At 67.4% G+C, this 15400-nt stretch carries 14 protein-coding genes; 9 read left to right on the top strand and 5 right to left on the bottom strand.

The window, feature by feature from the left end; translation table 11 throughout:
* Nucleotide 1: 1 nt before the first annotated feature.
* On the bottom strand, nucleotides 2-676 hold the full coding sequence (locus ACM6JT_RS32585; protein WP_047904178.1) for an HAD family hydrolase: 675 nt from the start codon (nucleotides 674-676) through the stop codon (nucleotides 2-4).
* A gap of 219 nt (nucleotides 677-895) precedes the next feature.
* Here ACM6JT_RS32585 and ACM6JT_RS32590 point away from each other — a divergent pair, with 219 nt between their 5' ends.
* Nucleotides 896-2107, top strand: coding sequence for a sugar transporter (locus ACM6JT_RS32590; protein WP_243566963.1), 1212 nt, complete (start codon nucleotides 896-898; stop codon nucleotides 2105-2107).
* A gap of 140 nt (nucleotides 2108-2247) precedes the next feature.
* Here the strand turns inward: ACM6JT_RS32590 and ACM6JT_RS32595 are convergent, their stop codons facing one another.
* Complete coding sequence (locus ACM6JT_RS32595; protein ID WP_243566962.1) at nucleotides 2248-3024, bottom strand: SDR family NAD(P)-dependent oxidoreductase; 777 nt, start codon at nucleotides 3022-3024, stop codon at nucleotides 2248-2250.
* Nucleotides 3025-3182: 158 nt separating this feature from the next.
* Between ACM6JT_RS32595 and ACM6JT_RS32600 the strand changes: the two genes are divergently transcribed.
* Both ACM6JT_RS32600 and ACM6JT_RS32605 read left to right on the top strand, forming a co-directional pair.
* Entirely contained in the window at nucleotides 3183-4085 is a 903-nt protein-coding gene (locus tag ACM6JT_RS32600) for a LysR family transcriptional regulator (RefSeq protein ID WP_175747894.1), read from the top strand.
* A 188-nt stretch (nucleotides 4086-4273) separates the two neighbouring features.
* Nucleotides 4274-4711 carry a hypothetical protein gene (locus tag ACM6JT_RS32605; RefSeq protein ID WP_414857981.1) on the top strand — a complete coding sequence of 146 codons (438 nt, stop codon included), beginning with the start codon at nucleotides 4274-4276 and terminating at the stop codon, nucleotides 4709-4711.
* 105 nt (nucleotides 4712-4816) lie between these two features.
* Here ACM6JT_RS32605 and ACM6JT_RS32610 read toward each other — a convergent pair whose 3' ends face one another.
* From ACM6JT_RS32610 to ACM6JT_RS32620, 3 genes are all read right to left on the bottom strand, one after another.
* Entirely contained in the window at nucleotides 4817-5986 is a 1170-nt protein-coding gene (locus ACM6JT_RS32610) for a helix-turn-helix domain-containing protein (protein ID WP_235212567.1), read from the bottom strand.
* A 160-nt stretch (nucleotides 5987-6146) separates the two neighbouring features.
* Nucleotides 6147-7274, bottom strand: a complete 1128-nt coding sequence (locus ACM6JT_RS32615; protein ID WP_414857982.1) for an NAD(P)-dependent alcohol dehydrogenase — start codon at nucleotides 7272-7274, stop codon at nucleotides 6147-6149.
* 14 nt (nucleotides 7275-7288) lie between these two features.
* A complete protein-coding gene (locus tag ACM6JT_RS32620) occupies nucleotides 7289-8761 on the bottom strand; it encodes a benzaldehyde dehydrogenase (protein ID WP_131949589.1) in 1473 nt (490 codons plus the stop codon).
* Nucleotides 8762-9420: 659 nt separating this feature from the next.
* On the opposite strand from ACM6JT_RS32620, the gene ACM6JT_RS32625 reads away from it, so the two are divergent.
* The 6 genes from ACM6JT_RS32625 to benD all read left to right on the top strand — a co-directional run bounded on the left by ACM6JT_RS32625 (nucleotide 9421) and on the right by benD (nucleotide 15337).
* Nucleotides 9421-10557: a muconate/chloromuconate family cycloisomerase gene (locus ACM6JT_RS32625; RefSeq protein ID WP_034184432.1), complete on the top strand. Its 1137-nt coding sequence runs from the start codon at nucleotides 9421-9423 to the stop codon at nucleotides 10555-10557.
* Between the two features lie 51 nt (nucleotides 10558-10608).
* The gene (gene catA / locus ACM6JT_RS32630; protein WP_414857983.1) at nucleotides 10609-11544 is read left to right on the top strand and encodes a catechol 1,2-dioxygenase; all 936 of its coding nucleotides are present in this window, start codon (nucleotides 10609-10611) and stop codon (nucleotides 11542-11544) included.
* 114 nt (nucleotides 11545-11658) lie between these two features.
* Entirely contained in the window at nucleotides 11659-13017 is a 1359-nt protein-coding gene (locus tag ACM6JT_RS32635; RefSeq protein WP_175747890.1) for a Rieske 2Fe-2S domain-containing protein, read from the top strand.
* Entirely contained in the window at nucleotides 13014-13502 is a 489-nt protein-coding gene (gene benB, locus ACM6JT_RS32640; RefSeq protein WP_105391530.1) for a benzoate 1,2-dioxygenase small subunit, read from the top strand. The genes ACM6JT_RS32635 and benB overlap by 4 nt, the downstream gene beginning before the upstream one ends.
* A gap of 39 nt (nucleotides 13503-13541) precedes the next feature.
* Complete coding sequence (gene benC / locus ACM6JT_RS32645; protein WP_034184428.1) at nucleotides 13542-14564, top strand: benzoate 1,2-dioxygenase electron transfer component BenC; 1023 nt, start codon at nucleotides 13542-13544, stop codon at nucleotides 14562-14564.
* Complete coding sequence (benD, locus tag ACM6JT_RS32650) at nucleotides 14561-15337, top strand: benzoate diol dehydrogenase BenD (protein ID WP_105391529.1); 777 nt, start codon at nucleotides 14561-14563, stop codon at nucleotides 15335-15337. The genes benC and benD overlap by 4 nt, the downstream gene beginning before the upstream one ends.
* Nucleotides 15338-15400 lie beyond the last annotated feature (63 nt).

The following is a 15400-nucleotide window of genomic DNA, read 5'->3' on the forward strand; positions in this document are numbered from 1 at the left end:
TCTACGGCCGCGCGGCGATTTCATCCAGATGCCACAGCAGATCCGCCGGATCGTCGTACACGCGCAGCGCGCCCGCACGTTCCAGTTCGTCGCTGCCGTAGCCGCCCGACAGCAGCCCGACGCCGAGCGCGCGGCAGCGGCTGGCGGCGAGCATGTCCCAGATGCTGTCGCCGACGACCACCGTGTGTTCGATCGGCACGTTCAGCTGCGCGGCCGCGGTCAGGAACAGGTCGGGGTCCGGTTTCGCATATTTCACCTGGTCGCGCGTGACCACGACGTTCTTTGCCGGATCGACGCCGAGCGCCTCGAGATTGATGGCGGCCGTTTCCATCCGCCCGCTGGTGGCGATCGCCCAGCGGATGCCCGCGCTCGACAGCGCGGCAAGCAGCTCGCGCGCGCCCGGCAGCGGCCGAACCTGCGCGCGCAGCCGCTGGTACGCGGCCGCATGCAGTCGGGCGAGCCGTTCGACGCGCTCGGCGTCGATGTCGCCCGCCGTCTCGCGCAGCAGCTGGTTCAGGAACAGGCCGCCGCTCATCCCGATCTTGCGGTGGATGCGCCACACCGACAGTTCGATGCCCTCGGCATCGAGCGCTTCCTTCCACGCGAGCACGTGCTGATAGACGCTGTCGACGAGCGTGCCGTCGAGATCGAACAGAAAAGACGTTTCAATGCGCATGTGAATCTCCTGGCTCGATAGGGTTCGAGCGAATCGTCGATGAAAATCCTGCCGACACATTATCGGCGCGCGGCCATGTCATGGCGATGTCCCGTGGCCCCAACGTGCCGTGCTGCGACGAGTCAGGCACCGCTGGTACAATCGCGGCGATGCGCCGGGCCGGGCCCGGGCCGGACTTTTCCGCGCCGTACGCGCCCCCAACCCTCGTCGATCCCAGGTATGGCAACACCGGACGCCGTCAGTTCCAGTCAATCGTGGTGGGGCGTATGGGCCCTGGCACTCACCGCCTTCATCTTCAATACCACCGAGTTCGTCCCCGTCGCGCTGCTCAGCGCGATCGGCGACAGCCTGCACATGCAGCCGACCGACGTCGGCCTGATGCTGACGATCTATGCGTGGGCCGTCGCCGTCGTGTCGCTGCCGCTGACGCTGGTCACGCGTCATGTCGAGCGCCGCAGGCTGCTGGTCTGGGCGCTGGTGGCGTTCATCGTCAGCCATATCGTCACCGGTATCGCGTGGAATTTCGCGGTGCTGATGGTCGGCCGGCTGGGCATCGCGTGCGCGCATGCGGTGTTCTGGTCGATTTCCGTCCCGCTGGCCGTGCGGCTCGCGCCGAGCGACCGGAAAAGCCGTGCGCTCAGCATGCTGGCGATGGGCACGTCGATCGCGATGGTCGCCGGCATTCCGCTCGGGCGCGTGATCGGCGAGGCGTTCGGCTGGCGCGTCACGTTCCTGATCATCGCGGGCGCGGCGGGCATCGCGTTGCTGCTGCTGCGCGCGACGCTGCCGGAACTCCCGAGCCAGGGCGCCGGATCAGTCGGCAGCATCGGCGTATTTCTGCGCAAGCCGGCGCTGGTGGCGCTGTACGCGATCACCGTGCTCGTCGTGTCCGCGCATTTCACGTCGTACACGTACATCGAGCCCTTCGTCCAGAGCGTCAACCACGCGAGCAACAGCCGGATCACGTATGTGCTGATCCTGTTCGGCATCGCCGGCATGCCGGCCGCGGTCTGCTTCAACCGCGTCTATCCGCACCAGCCGGACAAGTTCCTGCTGGCGTCGATCGTCGCGTTGTCGGGCTGCCTGTTGATCCTGTTCCCGTGCGCGCTGAACATCGTCACGCTGTCCGTGCATACGCTGGTCTGGGGCGGGGCGATCGTCTGTTTCGGCCTCGCGATGCAGGCGTGGGTGCTGAAGCTGGCGCCGGAGGGGACCGACCTGGCCGTGTCGATCTTCTCGGGCCTGTACAACGTCGGCATCGGCGCCGGTGCGCTGCTCGGCAACCATATCGCGGGCGACTTCGGGCTGCCGTGGGTCGGCACCTTCGGCGGCGTGGTCGGCGCGTTCGCGGTCGGGATCGCGTGGCTCGCGTTGCGCCTTCACGCGAAACGGGCGGTGGCGGAGCCGACACCGGCCTCCGGCGTGCAGTGAAGTGAAGGCGGCAGCGGCCCGATGCATTCGCTTCCCGTGCGAACCGGGATGTGCGAACCGACAACGCGCAGTCATTTCGCGCTGTCGGTCCGGTTACGCGACGATGAACCGCCACGGCATCTAGGTTCGCGCTTCAGGCGTCATGCAATCGAATAGCCGCCGTCGGCCACGAGCGCATGCCCCGACACATAGCTGGAATCGTCCGATGCGAGGAACGCGACGATCGTCGCCATCTCCTCGGCGGATCCCCACCGGCCTGCCGGTGTCGCTGCGGCAAAGCCCTCCCGCGCATCGTCCGACGGCCAGATGCCGCGATGATGGAACGGCGTTTCGATCAGCCCGGGGCACAGTGCGTTGACGCGGACGCCGCGCTTGAACCACTCGATCGAAGCCGTCTTCGTCATCCCGATCACCGCGTGCTTGCTCGCGATATAGACCGACGCATTCTCGAAGCCGATGAGCCCGCCCATCGACGCGTTGTTGATGATGCTGCCCGAGCCCTGACGCAGCATGATTTCGGCTGCGTACTTCATCGAATTGAACACGCCGCGCACGTTCGGTTCGAACACCATGTCGAATCGTTCGGCATCCTGCTCGAGCAGCGGCGCGAACACGCCTTCCGTGCCGGCATTGTTGAATGCGATGTCGAGGCGTCCGTAGGTCGATACCGTGAAATCGAACAGCTTGCGGAGCTCGTCTTCGTTCGCGACGTCCGCGGCGAAAGCCTTCGCTTCGCCGCCGGCGGCCGTGATTTCGTCGACCAGTCGATCCAGTTCGGTCTTGCGCCGTGCGGAAACGACGACCTTCGCGCCGCGCCGCGCGAGTTCGATCGCGGATGCGCGGCCAATGCCGGAACTGGCACCCGTCACCAGTGCGATGCGGCCCGCGAGTTGAGCCGGATGTGTGCTTGCGTTCATGATGAGATTCCCCAAAGTGGTTGACCATTCACGTCGAAGCGACGTCTGATGCTCATTGTGGTCGTTCGTCGGTCGCAAAAAAATGGAACAATGGCGCATTCAGAATTCCCGTTTCGGGAATTGAAACCGCTTCTTCGCGAGCGTCAAAAGGGTTCCTCATGCTCAACCGGCTCGACATCCTGAAGATCTTTTCCGCGGCGGCCACGGCGCCCACGTTCCGCGAGGCGGCCGCGCGGCTCGGTGTGTCGCCGCAGGTCGTGACGCGCGCGGTGCGCGAACTGGAAGAGATGCTGGGCGAAACCCTGTTCCACCGGACGACCCGCAGTATCCGGATTACCGCCTTCGGGCAGTCGTTTGCGCTTGAAGCGCAGGCGGCGCTTTCAGCCGTCGACGGGCTGTTCGGCGCCGCGAACGGTCAGGTCGACGAGCCGGTCGGCGTCGTCAGGATCACAGCCCCGTCAGGCATGGGGCGTCATTACGTCCAGCCGGTCCTGACCGATCTCATGCAGCGGTATCCGGGTCTCGTGCCCGACCTGCGGCTGTCGGATGTGCCCTCGCCGGTCGTCGACGAACAGATCGACATCGGCGTGCGGGTCGGGGCGATCGGAGACAACCGCTTCGTCGCGCGAATGGTCGGGCCGTTGCCGATGTGGGTCGTTGGCGCTCCGTCGTTGATCAAACGGCTGGGCGAGCCGAAAAACCTCAAGGCACTGGAATCGATGCCGGTGACGTGCCTGATCGACCGCGCGAGCGGTCGGGCGTGGCCGTGGATTTTTCGCGCGGAGCAGCAATTCAAGCCCGCGTCGCCGGCCTATCTGACGGACGACGCCGAGGCTGAGATCGACGCCGTGTGCGCAGGGCTGGGATTCGGCCAGTGCTCGGAGTATCTCGTGCGGCAATACATCAAGAAGGGGCGCCTGGTGCGGTTGCTGTCGAGCCTCGAACCCGAACCGTGGAAGTTGCACGTCTATCGGCCGCGGCGTGGCCCGATACCCCGTCGTATCCGGGTGGTGTACGACGAACTGGTGGCGAAGCTGGCGCAGGCAACGTGGCGAGGGTAGTCGGTGGCGCCGGGTTGAGTCGGCGCCACCGACCGGCCGGTAAAGGTTGCCGTGCCATGCTCCGGATGGGGACCTGACGAGGTTCGCCGCCCCGCGTCGGAGGGCACGTGGAAAGCCGACATATTGCGGCATCATCATGGGGCCGACGCACCCGCGCCCGGGTGCCCAACGATCGACTGGAGACCTGCATGCCGATACCCCGGATTGAAACGCGCGACGCCATGGGCGATCCCGATGTCGTCCATGTGAACCCGGATCACGTGCTCTGGATGTCGCTGCCGACTGCCGCGCACCGGCGGCCGGACAGCATGGCCATCCGCGTGGACGATCGCGTCAAGGGCGGCAGTTTGCTGATGGCCGACCATCCGCCGGCCGCTCGACTTCTGCAGGACCTCGGCCCGTTCGTGACGGTGACGCTGGCGAACCCGTCGTCAGACTATCCGGACGGTCTCGTGCATATCCGTGCGCATGCGATCGTCAAGATCGCGACGGACGAGCACGACAAGCCGCTGGCAGACCGGACGCTGGGCTGGGTCCATGTCCAGGACGGCTCGGCTTTCAAGATCAGGGATTACGCCGGCGTGGCCGCGCAATGGCAGGCGTCGGTCGCAGCGGCTGGCCGCTGACCCTTCGGTGGCGTGGTCGGCGCGTTCGTGGTCGGGATCGCCTGGTTCGCGTGGCGGCCGCATGAGAGGCGGGCGGCGGCGTAGGCACCATCGCCGCACGCAGTGTCAATGCGGCCCGTCGTTCGTGATTCCCGTTGCATCGAGCTGCCTGAGCTTCGCGTACAGCGTGGTGCGCGAGATGCCGAGTTGTCGCGCAGCGGCCGACACATTGCCGTCGTGCTCGTCGAGCGCACGGCGGATCGCGTCGAGCGACTGCTCGTGCAGGCTTGCCTGCGGGCTGGCGGCCGGCGCGGTGCCGCACACGTCGACGGCGTCTTCGAGCGCATCGGATTGACGCCGCATCGTCGCACGATCGAGCGGCGCGCGCACGGCCCGAACCCAGACGTGACTGCCGTCGTCGCGCGCGATTCGCTGCGGCGTACGCGCGGGTGTCAGCAAACGACGCTGCTGCGCGGGCGTCGCGCCGGGGAAGAGTTGCCGGAGATCGCGCGGTTCGATCGGCCCGGCAGGCGCGAGGTCGAGCATCTGCCGAGCGAGCCGGCTCGCCGCGCGCACGCGGCCCGCCTCGTCGAGTGCGACGACGCCCGCGAGCGGTGTGCCGAGCCAGCGCGGATCGTGCTGTACCTGCAGCAGATGGCAGTCGCGCAGCATCGCATACAGCCGCTGCTCGGCGGACAGCGCCGCATGCCGGAACTGCTCGCGCAACTGCACGACATTGCGCCGGCCGACGCCGGTGATGTCCAGCGCGCCGATCACTTCCCCGTCGAAACCGACCAGCGGCACCGCGAGACAGAACACGCGCGACAATTCGTCGAGATAGTGCTGGGCGCCCGCGACGACCGCCTCGGTGCCGTCGTGAATCACACAGCTCGGCGCGGTCGTGCCGATGTTCGGCTCGACGATCCGGCGTCCGGCGATGATCGGCGTGAGCAGCGCGTCGTCGCAATGCGGGCTGCGCCGCGCATGGATGATCGTGCCGCGCGGATTGACGCAGAAGATCGTCCAGTCGCTGCCGCCGAACGCGGCCCACAGCGGCTCGATTTCCTGCGCGACGCAGCGGTACAGCCGCCGGTCCGCGCGCGATTCGTCGAGCTCGCGCTGCATTTCATAGCGGGCGGTTTGCCACGGCCGGAGCCCGGCGTCGCGCGAGCGCAGCCACGAGCGCGCGACGCTGGCCGGCAACGCCGTTTCCGGCAGCGGTTCGCCCGCCGCGAAGCGGGCGCGGAGCCGGTCGAGGTCGACCGGCCGCGAGGGGGATTCGGGTGCCGTCTTCACGCTGCGCTCCATGAGGGTCCAAGGTCCGGGCCGGGCGTGCCGGCGCGGCGTGTCGCGCGAATGCGTAATATAGCCCGGCGCCCGAAGCGGCGTATTTTCCCGAAAGGGGCCGCCGCCGCGTGCCGCCGAGTGGCCCCGGCAGCGGGCGGTGCCCCCGCGCTCAATGCGGCAAACGGAGGATCGGCTTGAGCGTGATGCCGTTGCTGCTGTCCTCCGCGGCCTGGTTGATCTGGTCGAGCGGATAGAACTTCACCAGCCGGTCGAACGGAAACCGCCCTTGCAGATGGAGCTGGACGAGCTGCGGGATGAACGTCTGCGGCACGCTGTCGCCTTCGACGATGCCGCGGATCGAGCGGCCGCCGAGCAGCAGGTTGTTGACGTCGAATTCCGCCTTCGTGCCGAGCTTCGGCGCGCCGACCACGCCCATCGTGCCGCGCGAGCCGAGCGCCTCGATCCCTTGCGACAGCACGGCGGGCAGCCCGGTCGATTCGAGCGCGAAGTCGACGCCGCCGCCGGTGATCGTGCGGATCGCGTCGACGACGTCGACTTCCTTGCTGTTGATCGTGTGCGTCGCGCCGAGCTCCAGCGCCAGCGCGAGCCGCGACGGCACGATGTCGACGGCGATGATGGTGGTTGCGCCGGCGACGCGTGCGGCCATCACGGCGCTCATGCCGACCGCACCCGCGCCGAAACTCGCGAAGCTGCTGCCCGGGCGCACCGCGAGCGAGTGGATCACCGCGCCGGCGCCGGTCTGGATCCCGCAGCCGAGCGGCCCGAGCAGTTCGAGCGGCGCTTCCGGCGGCACCTTGATCGCGTTGTTCTCGCGCGCGAGCGCGTAGCTGGCGAACGACGACTGCGCGAAGAAATGATCGTGCAGCGGCTGCCCGTGTTCGTCGCGGATCGCGGTCTGCCCGTCGGCGTCGGCGCCGCCGAAATTCAGCCCGAAGAAGCGCCGGCAGTACGCGCCGTGACCGCCGACACAGGACGGGCAGTGACCGCACGCGCCGTAGGTGAGCACGACGTGATCGCCCGCGGCGAGCGTCGTCACGTTCGGGCCGACCGCTTCGACCACGCCGGCGCCCTCGTGACCGAGCACGGCCGGCAGCGGCACCGGGTAGTACTGGTCGCGCACGATCAGGTCGGTGTGGCACAGGCCCGTCGCGACGACGCGCACCCGCACCTCGTCGTCGCGCGGCGCGCGCAGGCGGGCGGTTTCGATCGAGAAGGGCGCGCCGGCCGCGCGCGCGACGGCTGCGGTGACGACGCGTGAATCGTTTTCCGTGTACATGTTCGGTCTCCTTGTCAAATCGGATACGGCGGCGCTTCACCCTTGATCGTCAGCCACTGCCACTGCGTGAACTCCTCCCAGTTCGCGGCACCGCCGATGCTCGAGCCGTTGCCCGATGCGCCGACGCCGCCGAACGGGTTGATCACTTCGTCATTGACCGTCTGGTCGTTGATGTGCAGCAGCCCGGTGTTCAGGCGCTCGCCGATCCTCAGCGCCCGGCCCACGTCGGCGGACAGGATCGCCATCGACAGCCCGTATTCGCTGCGATTCGCGAGCGCGATGGCGTCCTCGTCCGTATCGAACGGCACGACGACCGCGACCGGCCCGAAAATCTCCTCGTCGAACGCCGGGTTGCCCGGCGCGACGCCGCTCAGCACGGTCGGCTCGAAGAACAGGTCGCGATGGCCGCCACCCGTCTCGACATGCGCGCCCGCGCGACGGGCCGCGTCCACCAGGCTCGCCGCATGATCGAGCTGCGCGGCATTGATCAGCGGCCCGAGGCCGACGTCCGCGGTCGCGGGATCGCCGACGCGCAGGCTTCGGGCCTTCTCGACGAGCTTCGCGACGAAGCGGTCGTGAATGCCGCGCTGCACGAGCACGCGGCCGGTCGCCATGCAGATCTGGCCTTGATGCAGATACGCGCCCCATGCGGTATTGGCGACGGCGCGGTCGAGGTCGGCGTCGTCGAGCACGATCAGCGAGTTCTTGCCGCCGAGCTCGAGCGAGACCTTCTTCAGGTGGCGGCCGGCCGCCTCGCCGACCTTGCGCCCCGCCGCGGTGGAGCCGGTGAACTGGATCATCGCGATGTTCGGATCGGCGACCAGCGCGGCGCCGGCCGCGCCGTCGCCGGGCAGGACGTGCAGTACGCCTTCCGGCAGGCCGGCGAGCTCGAACACGCGGGCAATCGCGACGCCGCCGCACACGGCGGTACGCGGATCGGGCTTCAGCACGACCGCGTTGCCCAGCGCAAGCGCCGGCGCGACCGCGCGTATCGCCAGGTACAGCGGGAAATTGAACGGCGAGATCACGCCGACGACGCCGCGCGGGCGGCGCCGCGCGAGCGACAGCCGGCCAGCCGCCGACGGCAGGACTTCGCCGGCCGCGCGCGACGGCAACCCCGCCGCCTCGTGCAGCGCCTTGATCGTGACGGACGTTTCGAACGACGCCTTCGCGCGCGTCGATCCGCTTTCGCGCACGAGCCAGTCGACGATCGAATCGAAGTGCGTTTCCGCGACGGCCGCCGCGCGGCGCAGGACGGCCGCGCGTTCGTCGTACGGCAGGCCGAACCACGCGGGCTGCGCGCGATGCGCGGCGGCTGCCGCATCGGCCACCGCCGCGCCGTCCGCGAGGCCGACGCGGCCGAGCGTGTTGCCGGTCGCGGGTTCGATTACGTCGACCGCGTGCGGGCTGGCGTGCCAGCGCCCGTTGAAAGTCTTGCCGTGCCAGACGCCGGCGTCGAACAGTGCCGTGTTGCTGCTGCTATCCATGTACGCTCCTGAGGAAATTCCGACCCGCCGGATCGGGCCTTGCATTGCGCCGACCGGCATGCGCGCGAGGGTAGGCGGCCGAGAGGAAGCGGAGCCATCCGGGTTTGTTCCCACCCGCCGTGCCCGCGCCGGCCGGTGGGGGCACGCGTCGACGTGTGCGGAAACTGAACACTCCGATACCGCCGTGCGAACGGCGTGTCGTTTCCGCCGTCACGGCGGCAGGGACGCGCGCCGTCGAGCGAAACAGCGGGTGTCGCCGCACGAATCGGCGAGCACGTCGGTATCCGCGTACCGATTTCCTGCCGATCGTTCACCGAAGTCGAAGTCGCAATCCGGAAGGCCAACCACGCCGTTGTTCCCTCAGGAAAACCCTGATCCCGTCCCGTCGGGACGCGGATTTCGGCCGGATTCCCCGGCTCGGAGCGCCGCCGCGTCACGCCCTCGCGCAAGCAGTGGCTCGAGCGCGCGCAACCCGCGCCATCAAGCCTTCCGGCCCATATACCTATCCAGACAAGGTATGGCGCATCGCAATATTTCGCGTATCCAGTCCTATTTCAATACCTGTAAGGTATCGAAAAACACGCCTAAAAGTATTGGACGGTGAATTTGCCCGGCGCGTATAAATCCGTCCCATGAACTCCCCATACGCAGCGCGCCCCATGTCCACCGTCACCATCGAACGCATCGAAACCCGTCTCGTCGATCTGCCGACGATCCGCCCGCACAAGCTGTCGGTCGCGACGATGCACGGCCAGACGCTGATGCTCGTGAAGGTGTTCTGCAGCGACGGCGCGACGGGCATCGGCGAAGGCACCACGATCGCCGGGATGGCCTACGGCCCGGAAAGCCCCGAGGCGATGAAGCTCGCGATCGACACGTACCTTGCACCGGCGATCGTCGGCAAGGACGCGACCCGCATCCAGACGCTGATGGCGTTCGTCGGCAAGCTCGCGAAGGTCAACCACTTCGCGAAGAGCGCGCTCGAAACCGCGCTGCTCGACGCGCACGGCAAGCGGCTCGGCGTGTCGGTCGGCGAGCTGCTCGGCGGGCGCCGGCGCGACCGCCTGCCGGTCGCATGGACGCTCGCTTCCGGCGACACGGCCACCGACATCGCCGAAGCCGAACGGATGCTCGACCTGCGCCGCCACAATGTGTTCAAGCTGAAGATCGGCGCGAAGTCGCCGGACGCGGATATCCGGCACGTGGCCGAGATCAAGAAGGCCGTCGGCGATCGCGCGTCGGTGCGCGTCGACGTGAATATGGCGTGGAGCGAGACGCAGGCCGCGCGCGCGATTCCGGCGCTGGCAGACGCCGGCTGCGAACTGGTCGAGCAGCCGGTCGCGTCGGCCGCGGCGCTCGCACGCCTGATGCGCCGCTTCCCGGTCGCGCTGATGGCCGATGAAATCCTGCAGGGCCCCGACAGCGCATTCGACATCGCGAAGCATCACGGCGCGGACGTGTTCGCGATCAAGATCGAGCAGAGCGGCGGGCTCTTCGCGGCACAGCGTGTGGCCGCGATCGCGGACGCGGCCGGCATCGAGCTGTACGGCGGCACGATGCTCGAAGGCGCGTTCGGCACGGTCGCTTCCGCGCACCTGTTCGCGAGTTTCGCGAACCTGCAGTGGGGCACCGAACTGTTCGGGCCGCTGCTGATCACCGAAGAGATCCTGACGCAGCCGCTGGATTACAGCGATTTCGAACTGACCGTGCCGGACGGCCCCGGTCTCGGCATCGAACTCGACGAGGACAAGGTCAGGCGTTTCACCCGCGACGGGCTCACGAAAGCCGCGCGGTAACCCGAGTCACGCAAAGCCGTCATTCCCCCAAATACACATGGAGACATCATCATGAGCGTCAAAGTTTTCGATAGCCGGGAAGTGCAGGATCTGCTGAAGGCCGCGTCGAACGCCGGCGGCAACGGCGGCAACGCGCGTACCCAGCAGATCGTGCTGCGCCTGCTCGGCGACCTGTTCAAGGCGATCGACGATCTCGACATCACGCCCGACGAAGTGTGGGCCGGCGTCAACTACCTGAACAAGCTTGGTCAGGATGGCGAAGCAGCGCTGCTCGCGGCCGGCCTCGGCCTCGAGAAGTATCTCGACATCCGGATGGACACCGAGGACAAGGCGGTCGGTCTCGAAGGCGGCACGCCGCGCACGATCGAAGGGCCGCTGTATGTGGCGGGCGCGCCGGTGCGCGACGGCGTATCGAAGATCGACCTCGACGCGGACGAAGGCGCGGGCCCGCTCGTGATCCACGGCACGGTGACCGGCCTCGACGGCAAGCCGGTAGCGGGCGCGGTGGTCGAATGCTGGCACGCGAACTCGAAGGGCTTCTACTCGCACTTCGACCCGACCGGCGCGCAGACCGAATTCAACCTGCGCGGCGCGGTGAGGACGGGCGCCGACGGCAAGTACGAATTCCGCACGCTGATGCCGGTCGGCTACGGTTGCCCGCCGCAGGGCGCGACCCAGCAGCTGCTGAACGGCCTCGGCCGCCACGGCAACCGCCCGGCGCACGTGCACTTCTTCGTCGACAGCAACGACCACCGCAAGCTGACGACGCAGTTCAACATCGCCGGCGATCCGCTGATCTGGGACGACTTCGCGTACGCGACGCGCGAGGAACTGATCCCGCCGGTGGTCGACAAGACCGGCGGCACGGCGCTCGGCATGAAGGCCGATGCGTACCAGGACATCGAGTTCAACTTCGTGCTGACGCCGCTGGTACAGGGCAAGGACAACCAGATCGTCCACCGCCTGCGCGCAGCCGCGACGGCCTGACCGCCCGCCGGCGCGGCGCGGATGCGCCGACGCCGGCCGGGTCCCCTCGAGATTCAACCGATACCGATGCGAGCGTGCGTTGCAGGACGCGGCACGCGCATGGGAGGAGCCAACATGTCCGCCACCCTCGACCAAGCCAACGAACTGGATCACCTGCTCGCCACCGCCGTGCAGGATGACAAGGAGGCCGGCGTATTCCGCTGCCGCCGCGACATCTTCACCAATGCCGAGCTGTACGAACTCGAGATGAAGCACATCTTCGAGAGCAACTGGGTGTATCTGGCGCACGAAAGCCAGATCCCGGACAACAACGACTACTACACGACGTGGATCGGCCGCCAGCCGGTGGTCGTCACGCGCGACAAGACCGGCGAGCTGCACGCGGTGATCAATGCGTGCGCCCACAAGGGCGCGATGCTGTGCCGCCGCAAGCACGGCAACAAGGGCAGCTTCACGTGCCCGTTCCACGGCTGGACGTTCTCGAACACCGGCAAGCTGCTGAAGGTGAAGGACGAGAAGACGACCGAGTATCCGGTGCAGTTCAACACGAACGGGTCGCACGACCTGAAGAAGGTCGCGCGCTTCGCGAACTATCGCGGCTTCCTGTTCGGCAGCCTCAGCGTCGACGTGCTGCCGCTCGAGGACTACCTCGGCGAAACGCGCATGATCATCGACCAGATCGTCGACCAGGCGCCGAACGGGATCGAAGTGCTGCGCGGCAACTCGTCCTACATCTACGAAGGCAACTGGAAGATGCAGATGGAGAACGGTTGCGACGGCTACCACGTCAGCACCGTGCACTGGAACTACGCGGCGACGATGGGCCGCCGCAAGGAAGACGGCACCAAGGCCGTCGACGCGAACAGCTGGAGCAAGTCGGTCGCGGGCGTGTACGGCTTCGACAACGGCCACATCCTGCTGTGGACGAAAACGATGAACCCGGAAGTGCGGCCCGTGTACCAGCACCGTGAAGAGATCAAGGCGCGCGTCGGCGACGTGCAGGCCGATTTCATCGTCAACCAGACGCGCAACCTGTGCGTGTACCCGAACGTGTTCCTGATGGACCAGTTCAGCACGCAGATCCGCGTCGTGCGGCCGCTCGGCGTCGACAAGACCGAAGTCACGATCTTCTGTTTCGCGCCGAAGGGCGAGAGCGAAGCCGACCGCACGCTCCGCATTCGCCAGTACGAGGATTTCTTCAACGTGACCGGCATGGGCACCGCCGACGATCTCGAGGAGTTCCGCGCATGCCAGGCCGGCTATGCGGGCATTACGGCGATGTGGAACGACCTGTCGCGCGGTGCGCCGCTGTGGGTCGACGGCCCGGACGAGAACGCGAGGAAGATGGGAATGAACCCGCGCATCTCGGGCGAGCGCAGCGAGGACGAAGGGCTGTTCGTGTGCCAGCACGAACACTGGGTGCAGGTGATGCGCGATGCGCTGAAGAAGGAACGCGGGGAGGTGGCGGCATGAACTTCGATTACCGAACCATCTGCGCCGCGCTGTATCGCGAAGCGCGCCTGCTCGACGATCGCCAGTGGGACGAGTGGCTGACCTGTTACGCGGAAGACGTCACGTACTGGATGCCCGCGTGGGACGACGACGATCGGCCGACCGACGACCACCAGAGCCAGATCTCGCTGATGTACTACCCGGATCGCGGCGGCCTCGAGGATCGCGTGTTCCGGATCAAGACCGAGCGCAGCGGCGCGTCGACGCCCGAGCCGCGTACCAGCCACAACGTGACGAACGTCGAGGTGCTGGCCGAACGCGGCGACGAGGTCGACGTGCGCTACAACTTTCACACGCTGAACCATCGTTACCGCGTGACCGATCACTTCTTCGGCACGATGTTCGTCACGTTGCGCAAGGCGGGCGACGCATGGCTGATCTCGTACAAGAAGATCGTGCTGAAGAACGACTACATCCGGCAGGTGCTCGACGTCTATCACGTCTGACGCCGTTGTTTTGTCATGAAGGGAAGTGGAGGTGATTCCATGTCCAGCTACAAGATTGCACTGAATTTCGAGGACGGGGTGACCCGCTTCATCGACTGCAAGGCCGGCGAGAAAGTCCTCGACGCGGCCTTCCGCGCGAAGATCAACCTGCCGATGGACTGTTCCGACGGCGTGTGCGGCACCTGCAAGTGCCGCGCCGAAAGCGGCAGCTACGACCTCGGCGACGACTACATCGACGACGCGCTCACCGAAGACGAAAAGGACAGCGGCCTCGTGCTGACCTGCCAGATGGTGCCGCAAGGCGATTGCGTGATCGCGGTGCCGACGTCGTCGGTCGCATGCAAGACCGGCCACAGCGGGTTCGCCGCGACGGTGACCAAGGTCGAGCAGCACAACGATGCGGCCGTCGTGCTCGAACTCGACGTCGGCGCGGCCGCGCCCGTGTTCCTGCCGGGCCAGTACGTGAACATCGACGTGCCCGCGAGCGGCCAGCACCGTTCGTATTCCTTCTCGTCGGCGCCGGCCGACGCGAAGGTCAGCTTCCTGATCAAGAAGATTCCCGGCGGCGTGATGAGCACGTGGCTCGAATCGGCGCGGCCGGGCGACAAGCTGGACCTGCACGGGCCGCTCGGCAGCTTCTACCTGCGCGACGTGCAGCGGCCGCTGCTGTTCCTCGCGGGCGGCACGGGCCTCGCGCCGTTCCTGTCGATGCTCGAGGTGCTGGCGCGTACCGGTTCGCAGCAGAAGGTGCACCTGATCTACGGCGTGACGCGCGATCTCGATCTCGTGCTGGTCGACGCGATCGAGGCGTATGCGGCGAAACTGCCGAACTTCAGCTTTGCGACCGTCGTCGCGGACGCCGGGTCGAGCCATCCGCGCAAGGGTTGGGTCACGCAGCACATTCCGGCCGATGCGCTGAACGACGGCGACGTCGACGTGTACCTGTGCGGGCCGCCGCCGATGGTCGACGCGGTGCGCACGTACTTCGACGACGAAGGCGTGAAGCCGAACAGCTTCCACTACGAGAAGTTCACCCCCAACGTCACGGCAAAGGCGGCATGATCATGCAACGATTCTCGGGCAAGGTCGTCGTCGTTACCGGCGCGGCGCAGGGCATCGGCCGCGGCGTCGCGCTGCGCGCGGCGGCCGAAGGCGGCAAGGTGCTGTTCGTCGATCGCGCGGATTTCATCGCCGAGGTGGCGGCCGAAGCGACGGGCGGCGAGACGGCCGGATTCGTCGCGGATCTCGAAACCTACGAAGGCGCGCACGCGGCGATCGCGTGTGCGGTGCAGACGTTCGGCGGCATCGACATCCTGATCAACGGCGTCGGCGGCGCGATACGCATGCGCCCGTTCGCCGAATTCGAGCCGGCGCAGATCGACGCGGAAATCCGCCGCTCGCTGATGCCGACGCTCTATACGTGCCACGCGGTGCTGCCGCACCTGCTCGCGCGCGGCGGCGGCACGATCGTCAACATCTCGTCGAACGCGACGCGCGGCATCCGCCGCGTGCCGTATTCGGCGGCGAAAGGCGGCGTCAATGCGCTGACGCACGCGCTCGCGATGGAATACGCGGAGCACAACATCCGCGTCGTCGCGACCGCGCCGGGCGGCACCAGCGCGCCGCCGCGCCGCGTGCCGCGCAATGCGGCCGGCGACAGCGAGCAGGAACGGGCGTGGATGAGCGAAGCCGTGCGGCAGGTGACCGATTCGACATTCTTCAAGCGTTACGGCAGCCTCGACGAGCAGATCGCACCGATCCTTTTCCTGGCATCCGACGAAGCGAGCTACATCACCGGCACGGTGCTGCCGGTCGCGGGCGGCGATACGGGCTGAGCGGTGCGCGGTGAAGCTGCTTGCACGTGTTCATCGATAACCAACTAGCCGGCCGGCGCCGAG

This window comes from Burkholderia sp. IT-111MI5 (assembly GCF_949752865.1).
Taxonomy (GTDB): domain Bacteria; phylum Pseudomonadota; class Gammaproteobacteria; order Burkholderiales; family Burkholderiaceae; genus Burkholderia; species Burkholderia pyrrocinia_C.

Excerpts from the sequence above, each read along its gene's own strand:
- ACM6JT_RS32585 (WP_047904178.1), bottom strand. The coding sequence starts at position 676 with ATGCGCATTGAAACGTCTTTTCTGTTCGATCTCGACGGCACGCTCGTC.
- ACM6JT_RS32590 (WP_243566963.1), top strand. The coding sequence starts at position 896 with ATGGCAACACCGGACGCCGTCAGTTCCAGTCAATCGTGGTGGGGCGTA.
- ACM6JT_RS32595 (WP_243566962.1), bottom strand. The coding sequence starts at position 3,024 with ATGAACGCAAGCACACATCCGGCTCAACTCGCGGGCCGCATCGCACTG.
- ACM6JT_RS32600 (WP_175747894.1), top strand. The coding sequence starts at position 3,183 with ATGCTCAACCGGCTCGACATCCTGAAGATCTTTTCCGCGGCGGCCACG.
- ACM6JT_RS32605 (WP_414857981.1), top strand. The coding sequence starts at position 4,274 with ATGCCGATACCCCGGATTGAAACGCGCGACGCCATGGGCGATCCCGAT.
- ACM6JT_RS32615 (WP_414857982.1), bottom strand. The coding sequence starts at position 7,274 with ATGTACACGGAAAACGATTCACGCGTCGTCACCGCAGCCGTCGCGCGC.
- ACM6JT_RS32620 (WP_131949589.1), bottom strand. The coding sequence starts at position 8,761 with ATGGATAGCAGCAGCAACACGGCACTGTTCGACGCCGGCGTCTGGCAC.
- ACM6JT_RS32625 (WP_034184432.1), top strand. The coding sequence starts at position 9,421 with ATGTCCACCGTCACCATCGAACGCATCGAAACCCGTCTCGTCGATCTG.
- catA (WP_414857983.1), top strand. The coding sequence starts at position 10,609 with ATGAGCGTCAAAGTTTTCGATAGCCGGGAAGTGCAGGATCTGCTGAAG.
- ACM6JT_RS32635 (WP_175747890.1), top strand. The coding sequence starts at position 11,659 with ATGTCCGCCACCCTCGACCAAGCCAACGAACTGGATCACCTGCTCGCC.
- benB (WP_105391530.1), top strand. The coding sequence starts at position 13,014 with ATGAACTTCGATTACCGAACCATCTGCGCCGCGCTGTATCGCGAAGCG.
- benC (WP_034184428.1), top strand. The coding sequence starts at position 13,542 with ATGTCCAGCTACAAGATTGCACTGAATTTCGAGGACGGGGTGACCCGC.
- benD (WP_105391529.1), top strand. The coding sequence starts at position 14,561 with ATGATCATGCAACGATTCTCGGGCAAGGTCGTCGTCGTTACCGGCGCG.